Origin of the sequence: Gordonia hongkongensis (assembly GCF_023078355.1) — a bacterium.
In the GTDB taxonomy this organism is placed as follows: domain Bacteria; phylum Actinomycetota; class Actinomycetes; order Mycobacteriales; family Mycobacteriaceae; genus Gordonia; species Gordonia hongkongensis.
In genome coordinates, this window is sequence record NZ_CP095552.1 from 1,669,242 (window position 1) to 1,687,408 (window position 18,167).

Consider the following 18,167-nt stretch of genomic DNA (forward strand, 5'->3'; position numbering starts at 1 on the left):
GCCGATCGGCGACCCATACAATCGACGGAGTGTCGACGCTGTCTGCCCTGTCCGGTCTGGCCACACTCGCGTGTGCGGACAAGTCCTTCCGCGAGGTGCACAAGCACCGCGACGAGCGCCGACTGGACATCACCGCGCCGGATGCCGCGCGCCCCTTCCTCGTCTCGTGCCTGGTCACCGATGCGCAGGCGCCGCTGTTGGTCGTGTCGGCCAACGGCCGCGAGGCCGACGATCTGACGGCGGAGCTGGGCGAACTCCTCGACGACGCCGGGGCCGTCGCACAGTTCCCGTCCTGGGAGACGCTGCCGCACGAGCGGCTCTCCCCGAGTGCAGACACCGTCGGACAGCGACTGGCCGTGCTGCACCGCCTGGCGAACCCCGGCGACACCCCGCTGCGGGTCGTCGTGACCACTGTTCGCTCGCTCGTCCAGCCGATGGCACCGGGCCTCGCCGACGTCGCCACGGTGACCCTGCGTGAGGGCATCGAGGTCGACTTCGACGCACTGCTGTCCCAGTTGGTCGAGATGGCCTACGAGCGCGTCGACATGGTCGGCCGACGCGGCGAGTTCGCGGTACGCGGCGGCATCCTCGACGTCTTTCCGACGACCGCCGATCATCCGGTGCGCGTGGAGTTCTGGGGCGACGAGATCACCGAGATGCGTGCGTTCTCGGTGGCCGACCAGCGCAGCCAGCCCGAGGTCGAGACCAGCGAGGTGCGGATTCACCCGTGCCGTGAACTGCTCCTGACCGAGAAGGTCCGTGCGCGGGCCGCCGATCTCGCGGCCGCCGATCCGGGCGACACGACCATGACCGAGATGTTGGGCAAACTCGCCGAGGGCATCCCGGTGGAGGGGATGGAGGCGCTGATCCCCGCGCTCGTCGACGGCGACATGCAGTTGCTGACCGAGGTGATCCCCGACGGCACACGGGTCCTCATCCTCGACCCGGAGAAGGTGCGGACCCGGGCCTCCGATCTGTCGAAGACGGGTGCGGAATTCCTCGAGGCGTCGTGGACCGCCGCCGCCATGGGCGCCTCGGCGCCGATCGACGGCCGGTCGTCGGAGAGCCTCGGCATCGACCTGCAGGCCAGCGCGTACCGCTCTCTCGACGAGGTGCGGAAGGCGACGCTCGCCGCCGGCCGGCCCTGGTGGACCCTGAGTCCACTCGCGACCGGCAGCGGTGACGAACTCGAACTGGACCTGGCTCCCGGCCCGGCGCCACGGGGCGACGACCGCGAGATCGCGGCGACGTTCGCGCAGTTGCGCGCCCACGTCTCCGACGGCAAGACGGCGGCGATCGTGGTGGCGGGCAAGGGCACCGCGCAGCGTGTCGGCGAACGACTGTCCGACGCCGAGGTGCCCTACGTGATCGCCGAACCCGGGCATCGGCCGCAGCCCGGCGAGGTGACCGTCTTCTGCGCGCCGCTGCGTGCCGGGATCGTCTGTCCCGACGCGGGTCTCGTGGTGGTCGCCGAGGCCGACCTCACCGGCACACGGGTCGCGAACGTCCGGGACGGCCGCCGGCTGCCGGCCAAGCGGCGCAACCAGGTCGACCCGCTCGCCCTGGCCGCCGGCGACCTGGTGGTGCACGACCAGCACGGCATCGGCCGGTTCGTCGAGATGATCGAGCGGACCGTCTCGGGTGCCCGGCGCGAGTACCTCGTCCTGGAGTACGCCTCGAGCAAACGCGGCCAGCCGGCCGATCGGTTGTATGTCCCGATGGACGCACTCGACCAGCTCTCGCGGTACGTCGGCGGCGAACAACCGTCGCTGTCGAAACTCGGCGGGTCGGACTGGCAGAACACGAAACGCAAGGCGCGCAAGGCTGTTCGCGAGATCGCCGGCGAGCTCGTACAGCTCTATGCCGCCCGCCACGCCGCGCCCGGACACGCATTCGGTCCCGACACCCCGTGGCAGCAGGAAATGGAAGACGCCTTCGACTTCACCGAGACCGTGGATCAGCTCACGGTCATCGCCGAGGTCAAGGCCGACATGGAACGTGCGGTGCCGATGGACCGCGTCGTGGTCGGCGACGTCGGTTACGGCAAGACCGAGATCGCCGTCCGTGCCGCCTTCAAGGCCGTGCAGGACGGCAAGCAGGTCGCTGTCCTCGTCCCGACGACCATTCTGGCGCAACAACATCTGCAGACCTTCACCGAGCGGATGAGCGGATTCCCGGTGCGGGTGCGCGGCCTGTCCCGGTTCACCGACGCCAAGGAATCCCGCGAGATCGCCCAGGCGATGTCCAAGGGCGAGGTGGATGTCGTCATCGGTACCCACCGCCTCCTGCAGACCGGGATCGTCTGGAAAGACCTCGGACTCGTCATTGTCGACGAAGAGCAGCGCTTCGGTGTGGAGCACAAGGAGCACATCAAGTCGCTGCGCACCCACGTCGACGTGCTGACGATGTCGGCGACCCCGATCCCGCGCACACTCGAGATGTCGATGGCCGGCATCCGGGAGATGTCGACGATCCTCACCCCGCCCGAGGAGCGGCATCCGGTCCTGACCTACGTCGGCGCCTATGCGCCCAAACAGGTCGCCGCCGCCATCCGCCGCGAACTGCTGCGCGACGGCCAGGTGTTCTACGTGCACAACCGCGTCTCGACCATCGACAAGATGGCCAAGGACATCGCCGCGATGGTTCCGGAGGCGAGAGTCGTCGTCGCACATGGTCAGATGGGCGAGGACCAGCTCGAACGAACGGTGTCGGGGTTCTGGAATCGCGAGTACGACGTGCTGGTCTGCACGACGATCATCGAGACGGGCCTGGACATCTCGAACGCCAACACCCTGATCGTCGACCGTGCCGAGAACCTCGGTCTCTCGCAGCTACATCAGCTGCGCGGTCGCGTCGGCCGAAGTCGTGAACGTGGGTACGCGTACCTGCTCTACAGTCCCGACCGGCCGCTCACGGAGACCGCGTACGACCGGCTCGCGACGATCGCGCAGAACAACGAGCTCGGCGCGGGCATGGCGGTGGCACTGAAGGATCTCGAGTTGCGCGGTGCCGGAAATGTGTTGGGCGCCGAGCAGTCCGGACACGTGGCCGGTGTCGGGTTCGATCTCTACGTTCGTCTGGTCGGCGAGGCGGTGGAGGCGTATCGCGCTGCCGCGGACGGGAAACCGGTCGAATCGCGCGAGACGGGAGAGGTGCGCATCGATCTGCCCGTCGACGCGCACATCCCGGTCGAGTACGTCGACTCCGATCGCCTGCGCCTCGAGGCGTACCGCAAGCTCGCGTCGGCGACCGACGACGCCGCGGTGGACTCGGTTCTCGTCGAACTCAATGACCGGTACGGTCCGCCGCCGGTGGAGACCACTCGCCTCGCGTCGATCGCCCGGCTGCGGTTGCGGTGCCGGGAGCGGGGGATCACCGAGATCGGTCTCGCCGGACAGGGAATGAAGATCTCGCCGCTGTCGCTGCTCGACAGCGAGCAGGTGCGTCTACGTCGCCTGTACTCGTCGGCCACCTACCGGGCGACGACGTCGGTGGTCACGCTGCCCATCCCGCGCACCGGAGGCGTGGGGTCGGCGCGCCTGCGCGACGACGAGCTGATCGAGTACCTGACGACCTTCCTCACCCAACTGCGGCCGGACCCTTCGTGACGCGCCCTCCGCAGGCTCCGGGCGCTCCTCAGGGAGCGGGGGTAGCGCGCCCTCCGCAGGCTCCGGGCGCTCCTCAGGGAAGGGCGTACGACGAATGACGGTGGTGCTGCTGGACCCGGCACGGCCAGATCTGATCCCCCTTCGGGCACGCTCATGTCTCGCCGGGCCGGTGCAGGTCACCGAGGACGTGCCCGCGGCGATGCTGTGGGAGTTCGACCACGTCGAACCCGTCTTCGACGACGCACCCGTTGATCCGGGATCGGTGCTCGTCAGTACCGATCCCGAACATCCGCTGGTGCAGGCGCGAATCGCGCGCGGGGAAGACGTCATCGCGGCGCAGGCGGTCTCCGGCATGGCGCTTCTCGAGTCCGTGGCGTTGATGGACACATTGCGTCGGAATGGCCCGTGGGAGAGCACCCAGACGCACCACTCGTTGCGGCGTTACCTGCTCGAAGAAGTCTACGAGTTGCTCGACGCCATCGAGGCCGGTGACCCCGTGGAGCTCCGTGAAGAACTCGGCGACCTCCTGCTGCAGGTGCTGTTCCACGCGCGCATCGCCGCCGACGACCCGGAGTCGCCGTTCGACATCGACGACGTCGCACGGAGTTTCACGTCGAAGGTGACCGGCCGGACCCCGGGCGTGCTGTCCGGCGCCCACTCGGATCTGGAGACCCAGATCCGGGAATGGGAGGAACGCAAGGCGGCCGAGAAGCGCCGCGGCTCGGTGTTCGACGGCGTCGCCACGACCCAGCCCGCTCTCGCCCTGGTGCAGAAGGTCCTCGAACGGCTCACCGCGGCCGGTTATCCCGTCGACACCATCCCCGCGGAGACCCTGACCGTGACGGTCGTCGCCGGCGGCGACAGCGTCGAGGCGCAGGCCCGGGACCGAGCGCTCGCGTTGATGGCCGACGTGCGCGCGGCAGAAGCGCGTGCGGCCGAGCGAGACGTCACCCTCGACTCGCCCGAGGCGTGGTCGGCCGTACTGGGCGAGAACCCGGCCTGATCATCAAGCGGCGCAGTTGTCGCGTTTCGTTGCGATCCGCGCAACGAAACGCGACCACTGTCGCGGGGTTTGGGGAGATGAACCGGATCGAGGCTCAGACGGACAGTGCGGCCAGCTGTTTCGTGAACTCCCCCTCGTCGATTCGCGTGTGGCGTCCGTCCTCGACGACGATCTCGCCGCCGACCATCACCGTGTCGACGATGGACCGTGATCCGGTGGTGAGCAGCGACGCGCCGGGATCGCGGACGGGGAGGGTGGCGTAGTCGCGGTCGAACCGCACCAGCGTGAGGTCCGCGGGCGACCCGACTGTCACACCGCCGGTCACCGGCGACAGACCGAGCGCGTAGTTGGCGCCGCCGCAGGCGATGTCGAGCATCTGGGGGAACCCGAGCAGGTCCGCACGCCGGTGGACGGCACGTTGCAGGTAAGCGGCGATGCGCAGCGTCGCCAGCATGTCCTGGGTGTCGTTGCTGGCGGCGCCGTCCACGCCCAGCCCGACCGCCAGGCCGCGCTCCAGCATCGCCGGGATCGGGGCCACCCCGCTGCCGAGACGCATGTTCGACAATGGATTGTGCGACACCGCCACCTTCCGGGCGGCGAGGGTGCGCTGGCCGGCGTCGTCGAGCTCGACGCAGTGGACGGCGAGCACGCGGTCCCACAGGAAGCCGTTGCGGTCGAGGTGGTCGACGGCCCCGAAGCCGGTGTGCTGCCGACACATCTGCTCGTCGGTGCCGGTCTCGAGCAGGTGGATGGAGACCGGCAGTCCACGTTCCTGCGCGAAGTCGCGGATCGTCCGCATCCCGGCGTCGGTGACCGAGCGCGGATTGGGTACCGCCAGGGCCATCGAGATCGCTGACCCGGCAACCTCGTTGCGGAGATGGTCGACGTGGTCGAGGACCTCGCCGAGGGGTTGCATCAGCCGCGGTTCGAACCCCCACTTGCGGCTCGGGTCGGTGCGGTCGGCGACCCCGCGGCCGAGGATCGCCCGGATTCCGGTGTCGCGCAGTGCCCGCACGACGGCGTCATGGATCTCGTGCGACGGGTGCGGCCACATGTGTTCGACCACGGTCGTCGTGCCCGATCGCAACAGTTCGAGGCAGGCCGAGACAGCGGCGAGGTAGGCCCGCTCGGGTGTGATCGCCACCGATTCCTCGCCCACGGCCAGCAACCATTCGAGCAACGGTGTGCATTCGGCGATTCCCCGCATGAGCGACTGCTGGAGGTGCGTGTGGGTGTTGACGAACCCGGGGATGACGTAACCGTTACCGGTTCCACCGCCCGGACGGGCGGTGGGTGCGATCGCGGTGACGATCCCGTCGACGACATGGACGTCGTGATGGGCTTTCCACTGCCCGGCCGTGTAGACGGTGACGTCGCGAAAGGCCGGGGCCGCCGCGGTGACGGCGGCCCCGGGCAATGATGTGTCGGTCACTTCGCGAAGTTCGCGGCGATGCGCTGGGCGAGGTAGTCGGCGGCGGTGATCGGCGGGTAGGTGCCGCCCGCGCTCTCGATCAGCACGTCGGAGTTCGCCTGGGCGAAGTACGCGAGCGTGTAGCGCGGACCGGTGTACTCGCCCCGTCGGGGAGCCCGGACCCGATGGAAGTTCGACGGCAGTCGGTCGTCGGACCAGCGCATCAGCATGTCGCCGATGTTGCAGGTGATGGCGTCGTCGGACGGCTCGACCGACGTCCAGGCCTGACCGTCGGCCTCGGCTCCCGGTAGCACCTGCAGGCCTCCCTGACCGGACCGCTGGAACAGCAGGGTCAGTGCGTCGAAGTCGGTGTGTGCGCCGGCGCGCCAACTGTTCTCGGAGTCGATCAGTTCGTCGGGGAACGCGTAGTAGTGCAGCAGCCGCAGGGTGCTCTGGTAGGTGTCCGCCGTCGGGTCGTGCGCCCGGGTGAAGAAGTCGCGGTCGAGACCCAGACGCTCGGCGAAACAGCTGAGCAGGGTCATGGCCACCGACCAGCACCGGTGCTCGAAATCCTCGATGGTGGAGCGGAATCCGGCGAGCTCGCGCTCACTCGGCCACAGTCCGTCCATGCGGGGCCGGGTGAACTGGTAGGACTCCTTCTGGTCCGGTGTGCCGATCGACGGGCGTACCTGGGTGCGGTACTCCCAGCCCGCGTTCTGGCCCTTCTTGAGCGGATACTGCTCCTTGATCGAACGGGGGAGCGCGAAGAACCGGGCGGACATCTCGAACGCGTGGTCCACCGCGGCCAGGTCGATGCCGTGGTCGATCACCTGGAAGAAGCCGATGTCGGTTGCGGCCGACCAGAGTTGGTCGGCGATCTCGTCGCGGCGGTTGTCCAGATCGGCCAGACTGATCCGGCGGATCTCGCGGTCGGTGGTCTCGGTCCCCAGCCCGCCCATCCGGCGTTCCCGGTCGAGCTCGGTCAGGCCGGCCGAGGCGGCCGGCGACGGGGGTGTGGTGGTCTCTGTCATCGTGTGTCTCTCTGTGGTCGGGGAAGACGTGGGCGTCGGGTCAGCGGATCTGCTCATCGATGAACTGGGTCGTGAACAGCTGGTCGGCGGGCAATGCGGCCGGCAGGTCGGCGCCTCCGCCGTTCAGGATCGGCACGAGGTCGTTGATCACGTTCTGCGCCTTCACCATGTCGTAGCTGCCGTAGACACCGTCCGCGCCCGGGGCGATGACCGCGCGATCCTTCAGCAAGCCCGCCGAGTACGCCGCCTCGCCGGCTGAATACGGGGTGAAGGACACGTCCTGGGACACCCAGTCGACGATGGTGGCGTTGACCGCGTCGGGCGAGGCCACGTAGTCCTTACCGGTCTGCTGGATCATCGGGACCAGCTTCTCCAGACACGGCGACATCTCCTCGACGTCACCGGCGCGGACCGAGACGTTCGACGCGTAGACGTCGTACCCGGCGTCCTTGACCATCGCGTAGGCGACCGGCTTGTTCCACGACGGGGTCTCGTTCTCGTAGGTGTAGGGCTCGGAGTTGGCGAACCCCTGCTGGGTGATCGACGGGTCGCCGACGAAACGTGCCGGGGCGCCGTCGTAACTGGTGTCGAGCTGATCCTGCTGCAGCAGCCCCTTCGCGACCAGCCACTGCGGGAAGATCTGATCCTTCGACACCACCACGCTGGCGTCGGATCGGCCGATGTCGGCGATCGTCTTCACGTCCGGGTGGGTTGCGGGGTCCCACATGATGATCGAGGGGTTGTACTGCAGCAGGGGCGTCACACCGACCACGCGTTGGTCCTTGGCGGCGGAGATCATCTGGTCGCCGTGGACGAGACCGAGGTGGATGGAGTCGTCGGAGTACATGGCCGAGGGCACCGACTGGAATCCGATGGCCGGGCCGCCGGCGCGCAGCGTGATGTCGACGCCGGTGTCCATGCCGTCGAAGACGAGCGGTCCGGAGACCGACTTGTTGTCGGTGTCGACGGTGTACCCGGGTCCGAGAAGTCCGATGACCCCGGCCATGTCCGACTGCGGTTGCCACTGCAGTTGAACCACCACGTTGTCGGGGCAGGTTCCGGCGAGGGTGGATTCGGCCGGCGCCGAGGGGAGGCTCGACGACGCGGTGTCGTCGGACCCGGAACTCGAGCAGCCGGCGAGAACCGCTGCGCAGATCGTCGCCGCCGTGGCGGCCACGGCCAGACGCGACGTGCGGAGGCGGGTCATCTAATAGCAGAAAGACTGCAACAGTTACATGTAGACATGCACAGGGCGGGAAGGCCGGATGAAACTCTACGACACGGTGAGGGATGTGGATGCGCGTCATCTCACCAAAGATGTGGTCGCGTCCGTCTCCGGGGTGACGAAGCGATTCGAGTCCGGGACCCAGGCGCTGGACCGGGTGGACCTCGACGTGCGCGCCGGCGACTTCGTGGCCGTCGTCGGACCGTCGGGTTGTGGTAAGTCGACCCTGCTCCGGATGGCCGCCGGTCTCGAGAAGCCCACAGAGGGAAGCGTGGCACTGTCCACGGAGTCGGTCGGGTTCATCTTCCAGGAACCGACCCTCCTCGCCTGGCGCAGTGTGCGGGGCAATGTCGAACTCTGCGCCGAGATCGCCCGGCTGCCGCGGGGTGAACGACGACGCCGGGCGCAGGCCGCCATCGACGCGGTCGGTCTCACCGGGTTCGAGTCGCAATTGCCGCGCATGCTGTCCGGTGGCATGAAGATGCGTGCCTCGCTGGCCCGCGCGTTGACCTCCGAGCCCGAATTGTTGCTCCTCGACGAGCCTTTCGGCGCTCTCGACGAGATGACCCGGCTCGACATGCAATCCGAGCTGCAACGGCTCTACGCCGAACGCCGGTTCACCGCGATGTTCATCACGCATTCGGTGTCCGAAGCGGTCTTCCTCGCCAACCGGGTGATCGTGATGTCCGCACGCCCCGGGCGGATCGTCGCTGACATCGGCATCGACTTCGCTCACCCACGCCACCCGGATCTGCGCTACGACAGCCGTTTCACCGACCACGTCGCCGAGATCTCCGAGACCCTCCGAGGTGCACGATGACCACCGCCGCCCGATCTCGTCCCGCCGCCGGCGAGCACCACGGACCGGTTTCCGCGCCGCAGCCCGAGCCCACACGGGGCGAGCGGTCGTCGCGGAAGAGTGGCGCCCGCCGTGTCACGGCAGCCGTGCTGAGGTACGGAGCACCTCCGGTCCTCTCCCTCGCCGTGGGAATCGCCGCCTGGTACGCAGTCAGCTATCTCATCCTCACTCCGGAGCGGCGTTTCCTGCTCCCGCCGCCGCACACCGTGCTGTTCGAGTCGCTGCTGGACCCGGACAGCGTCGGCCCCATGCTCGACGCGCTGTGGGTCACCGCGAAGGTCTGTCTCGTGGGCTTCGCCTTCGCCGCGCTGATCGGGGTCGCCATCGGCGTCCTGATGAGCCGGGGGTCCTTCCTCGAACGCGCGATCTACCCCTGGGCCGTTGTGCTGCAGGTGATCCCGGTGCTCGCGATCGTTCCGCTGATCGGGCTCTGGTTCGGCTACGGGATGGTCGCCCGCACGATCGTGTGCGTGATCATCGCGATCTTCCCCATCATCGCCAACACGCATTTCGGGCTCGTCTCGGTCGACAAGTCCTCACAGGAGCTGTTCACCCTGTCGAAGGCCTCACCGGTGCAACGCCTGCTGATGCTCGAGTTCCCGTCGGCGCTCCCGTCGATGATGACCGGCTTCCGGACGGCCTCGGGGCTGGTCGTGGTAGGCGCCATCATCGGTGACATGTTCTTCGCCAAGGGCGAACCCGGTATCGGGACCCTGCTCGACATCTATCGGGCTCGCCTCCAGTCCGACGACCTCATCGCGGCGATCGTCCTGGCCTCGGTGTTCGGCATCCTCGTCTTCGGCGCCTTCAGCATTCTCAACGCCGCCGTGAACCGTCGTCGCTGAGGACATCTCCGCGCTCGCAACCACCTCGACCCGAACCCATCCGGAGGATTCATGTTCACCGTTCCCACCATCGACATCTCGCCCTACCTCGACCCGGACAGCTCGGCCGCGGCCCGGGACGGCGTGGCGCGCGCCCTCGACGACGCCTGTGGCTGCGTCGGTTTCGTCCAGGTCGTCGGTCATGGGATCGCACCCGGCGTCATCGACGGACTGACCGCGGCGCTCGACGAGTTCTACGCGCTGCCCCTCGAGGTGAAGAAGCAATACGCCCGGCCGGGGCAGAATCGCGGCTACAGCCCGCCGAAGAGTGAGTCGCTGAGCATGAGTCTCGGTGTGGCCGCGGCGAATCAGATGAACGACTTCTACGAGGCGTTCACCGTCGGCTCGGAGGGTTCCTGGTTCCCGGGCCTCGACCTGCCGGAGTCCAGCTACCCGACGAACACGTGGCCGGACGCGGCGCCGGGATTCCGCCCGGCGGTCGAATCCTGGTTCGACGCGGCGCGGGGCCTCTCGCGAGTTCTGCTCACCGCCTTCACCGATGCGCTCGGTCTGCCGCCCGGTTACTTCGACGGGATGACCGATCACTCCATCGACGCGCTGAAGCTCAACAACTACACCCTCCCCGAAGGCGAGATCGAACTCGCCGGGGAGCTGACCGGGATGGGTGCGCACACCGACTTCGGCATCCTCACCGTGCTGTGGGCCGACCAGGTGCCCGGGCTCCAGGTGCTCGATCACGAGGGGCGGTGGCACGACGTGGCACCCGCCGACGGCGCGCTGCTGGTCAACCTCGGCGACGCCATGGCGCGGTGGACGAACGACCGGTGGCGATCGACTGTCCACCGCGTCGACCCGCCCGTCGTCGACGGCCGGATCCTGCGTCGTCGGTCGGCAGCGTTCTTCTTCGACGGCAACGCCGATGCCGTCATCGAGACGCTGCCCGGGTGCGCGCGTACCGACCACCCGGGATATCCGCCGATCACCGTCGCCGAGAACATTGATGCGAAACTCGCCGGGATGAAGAGCGGAATCGCACCCGTCGGCGCCGAGCGCGAGGCGCAGCGCGTGATGGCCGCGGGATGAGGTCGGGGCATCGGCCCTCTACGCTGGGACGGTCATGACGGGAAACGGACACGACGGCGCGCTGCTGATGCAGTCGGTCCTGCGCCGGATACGCGACGAGATCTTCGACGGCACGCTCGAACCCGGTGCGTCGCTCTCGGTTCCGGGTCTGGCCGCCCGACTGGACGTGTCCCGCAGCCCGGTGCGCGAGGCGGTCCAACAACTCGTCATGGACGGGCTGGCGGTCTACACGCCTCGTGTCGGTGCGAAGGTGGCTGTCCTCGACGACGAGATGCTGCGGCACGTCTTCGAGGTTCGTGAGGTCCTCGACGGACTCGCCGCGCGCCAGGCCACCATCCGGGTGACCCGTGCCGAGCTGACCGGGCTCTGGGATCGGGTGCGTGAGCAGGAGCGTCTGCTGGAGACCGAGCCCGATCACCGACGCGACGCCGAACTCGATCTCGACTTCCACACCGCGGTCCGGTCGCTGTCGGGAAACGCCCCGCTGTGCGACGCACTGCTGAAGCTCGACACCCAGTCACATCTCTACCGATCCGACATGTGGTCGCACGAGGACAACCGTCGGCACGCCGTGACCGAGCACCGCCGGATCATCGCGGCACTGGAGGCCGGTGACGCCGACGAAGCCGACCGGGCCGCGCGCGCCCACGCCGCCGGCGTGCTCGTCCGGCTGCTCCGTACCTGATCCGGTGCGCGATCGCCGTGACCCCGGCCACCGGACTTTCGCCCACGCTGATTTGATCTCGTCAGGCGGTGCGGCGGCGGGAGAGAGCGCATCCGCCGCCCCGGGTGGGCCCCGGCAGGGGAATCGTCTGCGCCATCATGGGTGGATGGTCTCTTCACCCGATGCCGCGCGCCGCGACAACGTGATCCTGGTGCACTGGCACGATCTCGGTCGCCATCTGCGGTGTTACGGCGCCGATGGCGTCGAGAGTCCCGTCCTCGACGACCTCGCGGCCGCCGGCATCCGGTTCGCCGACGCACACGCCACGGCGCCGCTGTGCTCACCGGCCCGCGGTTCCCTGTTCACGGGGCGCTATCCGCACGGCAACGGGCTCGTCGGCCTGGCCCACCACGGGTTCGAGTACTTCCCGGACGTGCAGACCCTGCCGGCTCTCCTCGCGGGTGCGGGCTACCGCTCGGCACTCTTCGGGATGCAGCACGAGAGCGCGGACCCCGGCCGGCTCGGTTTCGACTCGGTGGATGTGTCCGACTCGCGTTGCGACTACGTGGTGGACCGGTCCCAGGACTGGTTGCGACGACATGCGCACGACGATCGGCCGTTCTTCCTGACGGCGGGCTTCTTCGAAACGCATCGGCCCTACCCTGCCGACGAGTACAAGCCGGCAGACACCAGCACGATCTCGGTCCCCGGGTTCCTGCCGGACACCGACGACGTGCGCGACGATCTGGCGGGTCTGCACGGCTCGATCACGAAGGCCGACTCGGCCGTGGGCCGGCTCCTCGACACCGTCGCCGAACTCGGTCTCGACGATTCCACCTGGATCGTGTTCGTCACCGATCACGGTCTGGCGTTCCCACGGGCGAAATCGACGCTGTACGCCGAGGGCACCGGGATCGCATTGATCATGCGCCCGCCGTCGCGGCTGGGGATCACGCCGACGGTCTACGACGATCTGTTCTCGGGGGTCGATCTCACGCCGACGCTGCTCGACCTGGTGGGTGTCGACATCCCGGACACGGTGGACGGTGACTCGCACGCCCCCGCGCTGGTGGGAACGGAAGACGCAGCCGTCCGCACCGAGGTGTTCACCGAGAAGACCTATCACGACGCCTTCGACCCGATCCGTGCCGTTCGGACCAAGGAGTTCAGTTACATCGAGAACTACGCGGCGCGGCCGGCGTTGTTGCTCCCGCTCGACATCGCCGACAGTTTGTCGGCGCGGTCGCTGGATCGGCAAGAGGTGCAACAAGATCGGTCGAGGGTCGAGCTCTACGACCTGCGTTCCGATCCGCATGAGCGCAACAACCTCGCCGACGACCCGTCGTATGCGCACGTCCGGGACGAGCTCGCGCGGGCGTTGGCCGACTGGCGCGAGCGCACCCATGACGACTTGCCCGATGAAGCGGCCGGCACGGCGACGGCGGAGGCCTTCATGGACGCATTCCACACCAAGGCGGCGCAGGTCGAGGCCGAGGAGGAGGCATTGCCGTCCCGGCGTCCGCTGGGTGCCCGTCGCGAGTTGGCCGGGGACCTCACGTCGGGCGAGCGCTGAGGGGCGTCGGCGCGAAAGCGTCATCTCGGACACGCGATCTCACGCCACCCACAGCGCGGTCTCGGTGTCAATGGTTTCGACCCGGCTGCGCGTAAAAGGCCAGCTTGCGGTGCTTTTCCCGCTCGCTAGACTCGTCTTTCATGTCAGCGAAGTCCTCGTCGGGACCGGCAAATTATCTGGTGTGTGCCAGCCAGCGCAGCGGCAGCACGCTGCTGGTGGAGTCGCTCGCCGCGACCGGCGTCGCGGGTCGTCCGGAGGAGTTCTTCCAGTACTTCTCGGATTCCTCGGCGGCTCCGCAGCCGCGTGAATGGTTCGCCGGTGTCAGCGATCCCACCATCCTCGAGCTCCTGGAGCCACTCGATCCCGGGGTGGTGGACACCCGCGATTCGGCCACCTGGCGCTCGGATGTGCGGGCGGCGGGTCGCACGCCGAACGGGGTGTGGGGCGGCAAGCTCATGTGGAACCAGACTCCGCTGCTGATCTCGCGCAGCCGGGTCGCGTCGGGTTCGTTGCGCGGCGCCGTCCGCTGGCTGTTCGACGGAGCCGATCCGCTCTACGTGCACGTCCATCGAGAAGATGTTGTGCCGCAAGCGGTGTCGATGTGGCGCGCGGTGCAGACCCGCGTGTGGCGGCACGACGGCTCGGACACCGACGAGCACGACGAGGCGGTGTATCACGCCGGCGGTATCGCCCATCTCGCCGGCATCTTGAGCGACCAGGAACGACAGTGGCGCAACTGGTTCGCCGCCGAGGGGATCGAACCGCTCGAGATCGGGTTCCGGGACCTGGTCACCGATCCCACGAAGGCGACCGCACTGGTGCTGGAGAAGATCGGGCAGGACCCGGAGCTGGCGCCGCCGCCACCGCTGAAGCCACAGTCCAATTCGCGGTCCAAGGAGTGGGCCCGACGCTATCGAGAAGACGCCGAACGAAACGGATACCCACTGTGACCGCTGTAGACGAGACCTCGCTCGACCGGGCGACCGGCGACCGGGCCCGGCCCGGGGACGCCGACGACTTCGACCATGTGACCGCCATCCGGGTGTTGGAGGCCGAGGCGGTGCACATCATCCGCGAGGTGGTGGCGGAACTGGAGCGGCCGGTGCTGCTGTTCTCCGGCGGCAAGGACTCCATCGTCCTGCTCCGGTTGGCCGAGAAGGCATTTCGGCCCGCGCCCCTGCCCTTCCCGATCATGCACGTCGACACCGGCCACAATTTCGACGAGGTGATCGAATTCCGTGACCGACGGGTCGCGCCGACCGCCGAGAATCCCGAGGGCATCGAACTCATCGTGGCCTCGGTCCAGGAGTCCATCGACTCCGGACGAGTCGCCGAGTCCACCGACCCGTCGGGTTCGCGGAACCGCCTGCAGACCCGCACCCTGCTCGATGCGCTGGAGGAGGGCGGATTCGACGCCGCGTTCGGCGGCGCCCGCCGCGACGAGGAGCGTGCCCGCGCCAAGGAGCGCATCTTCAGCTTCCGCGACGAGTTCGGGCAATGGGATCCCCGCGCCCAACGACCCGAACCGTGGTCGCTGTACAACGGGCGGATCCGTCGTGGGGAGTCGGTGCGTGTGTTCCCGCTCTCGAACTGGACCGAGACCGACATCTGGCGCTACATCGAGCTCGAGGGCCTCGAGCTGCCCTCCATCTATTTCGCCGCCGAGCGGGAGGTCTTCGACCGGGACGGCATCCTGCTCTCGGTCTCGGAGTACTCACGGCCCCGCGACGGTGAAGAGGTACGGACCGAGTGGGTGCGCTACCGCACCGTCGGTGACCTGACCATCACCGGGGCGGTTCGCTCGCGGGCCACCACGATCGCCGAGATCATCGCCGAGATCAGCGAATCCACCGTCTCCGAACGCGGGGAGACCCGCGCCGACGACCGCACGTCCAGCGCCGCCATGGAAGACCGCAAGCGCGAAGGATACTTCTGATGACTCTCACCTCGCCACAGCCGGTCGTCCCCGCCGGTGACGAAACAAGCACGTCCGCAAGGCAATTCCTGCGGATCGCGACCGCGGGCAGTGTCGACGACGGCAAGTCCACGCTCATCGGCCGGATTCTGCACGACACCGGCAGTCTGCCGACCGATCATCTCGCCGCGGTCACCGACGGCGACGGTGATGTCGACCTGGCCGCCCTCTCCGACGGCTTGCGCGCCGAACGCGAACAGGGCATCACGATCGATGTCGCCTATCGCTTCTTCTCCACGCCCACACGGAGTTACGTCCTCGCCGACACCCCCGGACACGAGCGGTACACCCGCAACATGTTCACCGGGGCGTCGAACGCGCACGTGGCGATCCTGCTCGTCGACGCCCGGCACGGCCTGCTGCGGCAGACCCGACGCCACGCCCGGATCGCAACTCTCGTGGGCGTGCCGCACGTGATCGCGGCGGTCAACAAGATCGACCTCGTCGATTACTCCGAGCACCGTTTCGACGAGATCCGGGCCGACCTCGCCGAACTCGCGGTGCAACTCGGGATCGGGGAGATCCCGGCGATCCCGGTGGCCGCCAAGCACGGGGACAACGTCGTGCACCGCTCGTCGAACACCCCGTGGTACTCCGGGACAACGCTGTTGGAGTACCTCGAGGACGTCGAGCTCCACGCGCCCGCGCCGGTGACCGAGGAACTGCGCCTTCCGATCCAGTGGGTGTCGCGTCCCAGCGAGTCGAACCGGCGTACCTACACCGGCCGGCTCGCCTCCGGGACACTGCGCGTCGGTGACGAGATCGTCGTGCTGCCGTCGGGAAGCCGGTCGACCGTCACGGCGCTCGATACCCTCGATCCCACGAGAGACGTTGCGGTGGCGCCTCTCTCGGTAGGAGTCCAGGTCGCCGACGACATCGACATCGGTCGCGGCGACGTCATCGTGAGCGGTGCGGACGGAGCGCATGTACCGGTCCTGGCCCGCGAGATCGATGCGCACGTGTGCTGGTTGTCGAATTCGCCGCTGCGGGCCGGTGACCGCGTCGCCCTCAAGCACGGCCCGTCGACGGTCCGCGCCACCGTCCAGTCCCTCGAGCGGCGCCTCGACCCGGACACCCTCATCGAGCATGTCGCCCCCGGTGAGCTCGTGCTCAACGACATCGGCACCGTCACGCTGCGGACGTCGTCGGTGGTGCCGGCCGACCCCTATGCGAGCAACCGCGACACCGGCGCGTTCATCCTCATCGACGAGGCCTCGAACGACACGGTCGGCGCGGGGACGATCCTCGAGCCGCGCGAGGTCATCCCGGGTAAGGCGACGCGCAACGACATCAAATGGCATCCGAGTTCGCTGGCGCGTGCGGAACGATGGGCGCACACCCAGCAGCGCGGAGCGACGGTGTGGCTCACCGGTCTACCGGCGTCGGGCAAGTCCACCGTCGCCGTCGCGCTCGAGCGGGCCGTCGTCAGCCGCGGGCGCGTCGCCTACCTCCTCGACGGCGACAACATCCGGCACGGGATCTCCGACGACCTCGGCTTCTCCGCCGGTGACCGCGCGGAGAACATCCGCCGTGTCGGCCACGTTGCCCGACTCTTCGCCGACGCCGGGGTCATCGCGATCGCGTCGATGGTCTCGCCGCTGCGTTCCGACCGGGAGATCGCGCGTGAACTGCACCGCGCCGCCGACCTCGACTTCATCGAGGTCCACGTCTCCACGCCGGTCACCGAATGCGAACGCCGTGACCCCAAGGGCCTCTACGAACGCGCGCGTCGCGGCGAACTCCGCGGGCTGACCGGCATCGATGCGCCCTACGAGAGTCCGGAGAGCCCCGATCTGCGATTCGACACCACCGGCGCGGACATCGACCGGCTGGCGTCGCTCATCCTCGGTGCGCTGATGGATCGCGGCATCATGGCGGGGTGAGTTGCTGTCATCCCCCGGGACCCGCGCACGGCGGCCCGGGTGCGCCGTTCCCGCCGGCCGAGCACGCCGGTGGCGGTCCCGGAGTGCACCCGATCGAGACGGTGGACATCCCGGCCGGGGGCTTCGCCATGGGCGACGCCTTCGACGAGGGGTACCGCACCGATGGTGAGCGACCGGTGCACGACGTCGAGCTCGGTGCGTACTCGATCGACGCGACGACGGTGACCAACGCCGCGTTCGCCACGTTCGTCGCGGCGACCGGACACCGGACCGATGCCGAGCGATTCGGTGGTTCCGCGGTGTTCCACACCTACGCCACCGCGCCGGGCGAACCCGTGCCGGGAACGCCGTGGTGGCTCGCCGTCGAAGGTGCGTCGTGGCGCCACCCGGCGGGTCCCGGAAGCAGCGTCGACGGTCTGGCCGACCACCCCGTCGTCCATGTCAGTCACCGTGATGCGCAGGCTTATTGCGCCTGGGCCGGACGTGTCCTGCCCACCGAAGCGCAGTGGGAGTACGCGGCGCGGGGTGGGTTGCGCGGGGCCCGATACCCCTGGGGGAATGAACCACCCACCGCAGAAGCGCCCCGCTGCAACATCTTTCGCGGCGAGTTCCCGGATGCGCCGACCGCCCGGGTCGGTACCGTGCCCGTGCGGGACTTCGAGCCCAACGGCTTCGGCCTGTACCAGTGCGCCGGCAACGTCTGGGAGTGGTGCGCCGACACGTTCAGCGCCCGGTACTACCGCGTGTCCGACCGCAGCAACCCGCTGGGGCCGGGCCGGGGAAGCGCTCGCGTCCTGAGGGGCGGCAGCCATCTCTGCCACGACTCGTACTGTCATCGCTACCGGGTCGCCGCGCGATCGCACAACACGCCGGAGTCGACGGCGAGCAACATCGGGTTCCGGACCGTCGGTCCCGCGGCCGGCTGACACCCGTCCGGCCGACAACCCGTCCGCAAGTCCCGGGACACAGGGCCCGCTCGCTGCGCTCCCGGCGCCCGGGACACAGGG

14 protein-coding genes are annotated in these 18,167 nt (G+C 68.6%); 11 read left to right on the top strand and 3 right to left on the bottom strand.

Going from position 1 to position 18,167, the window contains the following annotated elements; genetic code table 11:
- Positions 1 to 29: 29 nt before the first annotated feature.
- Both mfd and MVF96_RS07585 read left to right on the top strand, forming a co-directional pair.
- Positions 30 to 3,608, top strand: coding sequence for a transcription-repair coupling factor (gene mfd / locus MVF96_RS07580; protein WP_247451805.1), 3,579 nt, complete (start codon positions 30 to 32; stop codon positions 3,606 to 3,608).
- A 94-nt stretch (positions 3,609 to 3,702) separates the two neighbouring features.
- Positions 3,703 to 4,611, top strand: a complete 909-nt coding sequence (locus MVF96_RS07585) for a nucleoside triphosphate pyrophosphohydrolase (protein WP_247451806.1) — start codon at positions 3,703 to 3,705, stop codon at positions 4,609 to 4,611.
- Positions 4,612 to 4,705: 94 nt separating this feature from the next.
- Here the strand turns inward: MVF96_RS07585 and MVF96_RS07590 are convergent, their stop codons facing one another.
- The 3 genes from MVF96_RS07590 to MVF96_RS07600 are packed head-to-tail and all read right to left on the bottom strand — an operon-like array spanning position 4,706 to position 8,260.
- Positions 4,706 to 6,043 carry an amidohydrolase family protein gene (locus tag MVF96_RS07590; protein WP_238995042.1) on the bottom strand — a complete coding sequence of 446 codons (1,338 nt, stop codon included), beginning with the start codon at positions 6,041 to 6,043 and terminating at the stop codon, positions 4,706 to 4,708.
- The gene (locus MVF96_RS07595; protein WP_159370418.1) at positions 6,040 to 7,053 is read right to left on the bottom strand and encodes an isopenicillin N synthase family dioxygenase; all 1,014 of its coding nucleotides are present in this window, start codon (positions 7,051 to 7,053) and stop codon (positions 6,040 to 6,042) included. Before MVF96_RS07595 ends, MVF96_RS07590 begins: the two co-directional genes overlap by 4 nt.
- A gap of 40 nt (positions 7,054 to 7,093) precedes the next feature.
- On the bottom strand, positions 7,094 to 8,260 hold the full coding sequence (locus MVF96_RS07600) for a nitrate ABC transporter substrate-binding protein (protein WP_137810728.1): 1,167 nt from the start codon (positions 8,258 to 8,260) through the stop codon (positions 7,094 to 7,096).
- Positions 8,261 to 8,318: 58 nt separating this feature from the next.
- Between MVF96_RS07600 and MVF96_RS07605 the strand changes: the two genes are divergently transcribed.
- From MVF96_RS07605 to MVF96_RS07645, 9 genes are all read left to right on the top strand, one after another.
- Positions 8,319 to 9,098 carry an ABC transporter ATP-binding protein gene (locus MVF96_RS07605; RefSeq protein ID WP_065630925.1) on the top strand — a complete coding sequence of 260 codons (780 nt, stop codon included), beginning with the start codon at positions 8,319 to 8,321 and terminating at the stop codon, positions 9,096 to 9,098.
- Positions 9,095 to 9,982 (top strand): ABC transporter permease, encoded by an 888-nt coding sequence (locus tag MVF96_RS07610; protein ID WP_247451807.1) that lies wholly within the window; start codon positions 9,095 to 9,097, stop codon positions 9,980 to 9,982. Before MVF96_RS07605 ends, MVF96_RS07610 begins: the two co-directional genes overlap by 4 nt.
- A 51-nt stretch (positions 9,983 to 10,033) precedes the next feature.
- On the top strand, positions 10,034 to 11,065 hold the full coding sequence (locus MVF96_RS07615) for an isopenicillin N synthase family dioxygenase (RefSeq protein WP_247451808.1): 1,032 nt from the start codon (positions 10,034 to 10,036) through the stop codon (positions 11,063 to 11,065).
- Positions 11,066 to 11,099: 34 nt separating this feature from the next.
- On the top strand, positions 11,100 to 11,750 hold the full coding sequence (locus MVF96_RS07620) for a GntR family transcriptional regulator (RefSeq protein WP_247451809.1): 651 nt from the start codon (positions 11,100 to 11,102) through the stop codon (positions 11,748 to 11,750).
- A gap of 145 nt (positions 11,751 to 11,895) precedes the next feature.
- Positions 11,896 to 13,302 carry a sulfatase family protein gene (locus tag MVF96_RS07625; RefSeq protein ID WP_247451810.1) on the top strand — a complete coding sequence of 469 codons (1,407 nt, stop codon included), beginning with the start codon at positions 11,896 to 11,898 and terminating at the stop codon, positions 13,300 to 13,302.
- A 140-nt stretch (positions 13,303 to 13,442) separates the two neighbouring features.
- Positions 13,443 to 14,252: a trehalose 2-sulfotransferase gene (gene stf0, locus MVF96_RS07630; protein WP_058250810.1), complete on the top strand. Its 810-nt coding sequence runs from the start codon at positions 13,443 to 13,445 to the stop codon at positions 14,250 to 14,252.
- Complete coding sequence (gene cysD, locus MVF96_RS07635) at positions 14,249 to 15,238, top strand: sulfate adenylyltransferase subunit CysD (protein ID WP_264186743.1); 990 nt, start codon at positions 14,249 to 14,251, stop codon at positions 15,236 to 15,238. Before stf0 ends, cysD begins: the two co-directional genes overlap by 4 nt.
- Entirely contained in the window at positions 15,238 to 17,160 is a 1,923-nt protein-coding gene (cysC, locus tag MVF96_RS07640; RefSeq protein ID WP_247451811.1) for an adenylyl-sulfate kinase, read from the top strand. The genes cysD and cysC overlap by 1 nt, the downstream gene beginning before the upstream one ends.
- Positions 17,157 to 18,086, top strand: a complete 930-nt coding sequence (locus tag MVF96_RS07645; protein WP_418930424.1) for a formylglycine-generating enzyme family protein — start codon at positions 17,157 to 17,159, stop codon at positions 18,084 to 18,086. Before cysC ends, MVF96_RS07645 begins: the two co-directional genes overlap by 4 nt.
- Positions 18,087 to 18,167 lie beyond the last annotated feature (81 nt).

Excerpts from the sequence above, each read along its gene's own strand:
- MVF96_RS07585 (WP_247451806.1), top strand. The coding sequence starts at position 3,703 with ATGACGGTGGTGCTGCTGGACCCGGCACGGCCAGATCTGATCCCCCTT.
- MVF96_RS07600 (WP_137810728.1), bottom strand. The coding sequence starts at position 8,260 with ATGACCCGCCTCCGCACGTCGCGTCTGGCCGTGGCCGCCACGGCGGCG.
- MVF96_RS07595 (WP_159370418.1), bottom strand. The coding sequence starts at position 7,053 with ATGACAGAGACCACCACACCCCCGTCGCCGGCCGCCTCGGCCGGCCTG.
- MVF96_RS07625 (WP_247451810.1), top strand. The coding sequence starts at position 11,896 with ATGGTCTCTTCACCCGATGCCGCGCGCCGCGACAACGTGATCCTGGTG.
- MVF96_RS07605 (WP_065630925.1), top strand. The coding sequence starts at position 8,319 with ATGAAACTCTACGACACGGTGAGGGATGTGGATGCGCGTCATCTCACC.
- stf0 (WP_058250810.1), top strand. The coding sequence starts at position 13,443 with ATGTCAGCGAAGTCCTCGTCGGGACCGGCAAATTATCTGGTGTGTGCC.
- MVF96_RS07615 (WP_247451808.1), top strand. The coding sequence starts at position 10,034 with ATGTTCACCGTTCCCACCATCGACATCTCGCCCTACCTCGACCCGGAC.
- cysC (WP_247451811.1), top strand. The coding sequence starts at position 15,238 with ATGACTCTCACCTCGCCACAGCCGGTCGTCCCCGCCGGTGACGAAACA.
- MVF96_RS07610 (WP_247451807.1), top strand. The coding sequence starts at position 9,095 with ATGACCACCGCCGCCCGATCTCGTCCCGCCGCCGGCGAGCACCACGGA.
- MVF96_RS07620 (WP_247451809.1), top strand. The coding sequence starts at position 11,100 with ATGACGGGAAACGGACACGACGGCGCGCTGCTGATGCAGTCGGTCCTG.